Here is a 2,642-nt window from a genome sequence, read left to right as displayed (position 1 = left end):
CTTTTAGTGACTTTTTAGCGATGGGTGGCTACGCATCTTATGTCTGGGCAGCCTATGGTATTTCCTTTGCTGCTCTGCTGTGGATCTTATTTTCAAGCCTGAGTAAAAAGCGCCGCCTGGCGGCAGAAATCAAGAACAAAATCGCTCGTGAGCACCGTATTAAAGAAGCGAAAAAACTGGAGAACACACTATGAACCCGAGACGTAAAAAACGCATGACGTTAGTGTTGGCGTTGGTTGTTGGCCTCGGCGCAACGGTTGGCTTGATGCTGTATGCGTTAAACCAGAATATGGATTTATTCTATACCCCGACCGAGCTGGTTAACGGCAAGCCTGATGGCACCAAGCCTGAAGTCGGTCAGCGCCTGCGTATCGGTGGTATGGTTGTTACGGGTTCGGTCGAGCGTGATCCTCAGTCGCTGCAAGTTCGCTTTGACGTGGCCGATGTTGGCCCGGCTGTGACCATTAAATACGACGGTATCTTGCCGGATCTGTTCCGCGAAGGTCAGGGTATCGTCGCTCAGGGTGTACTGGTAAATGCCACCACCATTGAAGCTCACGAAGTACTGGCAAAACACGATGAAGAGTATATGCCGCCGGAAGTGGCTGAAGCGATGAAGAAAACTCACGAACCTCTTCAATATACCGAAGAACAGATGCAGGGCAGTGTTCAATGATTGCAGAACTGGGGCATTTTAGCCTGATTATTGCGCTGGGTTTGTCGATCCTCGCAAGTATCTATCCATTGTACGGGGCCTCTGTCGGCAACCAGTCAATGATGCGCATGGCGCGTCCGTTGACATACGGTGTATTCGGCATGCTGTTGTTGTCATTCGTCGTGCTGTGCTGGGCGTTTTATACTAACGATTTCACCGTGACCTATGTGGCGAGTAACTCGAACAGTCTGTTGCCGTGGTACTACCGTATTACTGCTGTTTGGGGCGCACACGAAGGTTCGCTGTTGCTTTGGGTGCTGATCCAGGCAGCATGGGCTGCTGCTGTGGCTATGTTCAGCCGCGGCATGCCGCTAGAGTCGGTATCGCGTGTTTTGGCGGTAATGGGTATGATTTCAGTAGGCTTCCTGCTGTTCATCATCATGACTTCCAACCCGTTCCTGCGTACCTTGCCATTCTTCCCGGTTGACGGTCGCGACTTGAACCCACTGCTGCAGGATCCGGGGCTGATTATTCACCCGCCGATGCTGTACATGGGTTATGTGGGCTTCTCTGTTGCCTTTGCTTTTGCGATTGCCTCTTTGATGACAGGCCGTCTGGATACCGCATGGGCGCGCTGGTCTCGTCCTTGGACAATTGCCGCATGGTCATTCCTGACACTGGGTATTGCACTTGGCTCATGGTGGGCCTACTACGAACTTGGCTGGGGCGGCTGGTGGTTCTGGGATCCGGTCGAAAACGCCTCATTCATGCCATGGCTAGCCGGTACAGCCTTGATGCACTCGCTATCTGTGACAGAAAAGCGTGGTACCTTTAAAGCCTGGACGGTACTGCTGGCAATCTCGGCGTTTTCGTTGAGCCTGCTGGGCACTTTCCTGGTCCGTTCTGGTGTTTTGGTTTCTGTGCATGCTTTCGCCTCCGATCCGGCACGTGGCATGTTCATCCTTGGCTTCCTGATTGTGGTCATTGGCGGCTCCTTGCTGCTCTACGCCCTGCGAGGCGGTCAGATCAGATCACGTGGTAACTACAGCCTGTTCTCGCGTGAGAACCTGCTGTTGGCTAACAACTTGCTGCTGGTAGCTGGCCTGCTGGTTGTATTGATTGGTACCTTGCTGCCACTTATCCACAAGCAGATTGGCCTTGGCTCCGTATCCATAGGTGTGCCGTTCTTCAATACCTTGTTTACCTGGCTGATGATCCCGTTTGCCTTCATTCTGGGTATCGGCCCGCTGGTACGTTGGAAGCGTGACAATATTTCTAATATCACCAAGCCGATGATTATTTCGGCTGCGATTACGCTACCGTTCTCGTTCCTGGCCATTCTGCTCTTTACCGACAGCATGGAGCCGTTGGCGGTACTTGGTCTTGTTATGGCTATCTGGATTGTGGTGATGCACAGTTTTGAGCTGTACCAGCGTGCGACGCATCGCCATAGCCTGCTGAAAGGACTAGGCAAGCTTGGTCGCAGTCACTGGGCAATGGTACTGGGTCATATTGGCCTGGCCGTGTCTGTGATCGGTATTACCCTGGTTTCAAATTACGATATTGAGCGTGATGTGCGCCTGGCGCCGGGAGGAACGGTTCAGGTTCAGGGATATGATTTCCATTTTGCAGGTCTGCGTGATGCCGATGGTCCTAACTACGATGGTTATATTGCAGATTTCAATATTACCCGTAACGGCAAGTTTGTTACCGAGCTGCATGCCGAGAAGCGTTTTTATACCGTGGCCGGTTCAATGATGACCGAGGCAGCTATCGACAGCGGCGTTACCCGCGATTTGTATGTTGCTATGGGTGAGAAGCTAGGTGATGGTGCCTGGGCTGTACGAATTTACTTCAAACCGTTTGTAAACTGGATCTGGTTTGGCTCGGTGTTGATGGCGCTGGGTGGAGCTATTGCAATTAGTGACAAGCGTTACCGTTTCCGTAAACAAGCTAAGGTAGGCACAGCTAAAGCTGCCAAGAAAGC

Annotated in this window: 3 protein-coding genes; all 3 read left to right on the top strand. The window is 52.0% G+C overall.

Annotation, left to right across the window (positions count from 1 at the left end):
- Window positions 1–194: heme exporter protein CcmD (gene ccmD / locus MHN01_RS23965; protein ID WP_239413877.1), on the top strand; the 194-nt coding region annotated here is incomplete at its 5' end.
- The gene (ccmE, locus tag MHN01_RS23960; protein ID WP_239413875.1) at window positions 191–676 is read left to right on the top strand and encodes a cytochrome c maturation protein CcmE; all 486 of its coding nucleotides are present in this window, start codon (window positions 191–193) and stop codon (window positions 674–676) included. The genes ccmD and ccmE, both read left to right, overlap by 4 nt.
- On the top strand, window positions 673–2,642 hold a 1,970-nt coding region (locus MHN01_RS23955; RefSeq protein WP_239413874.1), incomplete at its 3' end, for a heme lyase CcmF/NrfE family subunit. The genes ccmE and MHN01_RS23955, both read left to right, overlap by 4 nt.

Source organism: Photobacterium sp. OFAV2-7, assembly GCF_022347985.1.
Classification (GTDB): Bacteria; Pseudomonadota; Gammaproteobacteria; order Enterobacterales; family Vibrionaceae; genus Photobacterium.
The sequence above is the reverse complement of the archived record's forward strand: the minus strand, read 5'-3'. Positions and strand labels throughout refer to the sequence as shown.

What these genes read in the sequence shown, in the direction of transcription:
- ccmE (WP_239413875.1), top strand. Translation starts at nt 191, where the DNA reads ATGAACCCGAGACGTAAAAAACGCATGACGTTAGTGTTGGCGTTGGTT.